1 protein-coding gene is annotated in these 338 nt (G+C 47.3%); it reads right to left on the minus strand.

Translation table 11 applies throughout. The features are described 5' to 3' along the window. On the minus strand, positions 1 to 329 hold a 329-nt coding region (locus A3735_RS09245), incomplete at its 3' end, for a bifunctional adenosylcobinamide kinase/adenosylcobinamide-phosphate guanylyltransferase (protein WP_197485792.1). Positions 330 to 338: the final 9 nt, after the last annotated feature.

The raw sequence follows: 338 nt of genomic DNA on the forward strand, positions 1-338 counted from the left end.
TCAAGCTCTAACTGGACGCGTGTTTTGTCTTCAAGCATCAAAAGATTAGTGACCCATAAGGTAAGACAATCAACAACGAGCACTATATCTTCACCAGCACGTTCCTCAAGCACTTTTGCCAACTCTAGCGGCTCTTCTATCACACACCAATGATCTGGCCGGTCTGCCTTGTGACGCTCAATTCGTGCTGCCATTTCCTCATCCAGTGCTTGTGCAGTGGCAAGCAAACAAATCGACGATGCACTATTGTTTGCTATAACTAGCTCTGCTTGCTGTTCTGCATATCGGCTCTTGCCAGACTTTACCCCTCCAAGAATGAGTCTTTTCATCCGGCCTGC

This window comes from Oleiphilus sp. HI0061 (assembly GCF_001635675.1).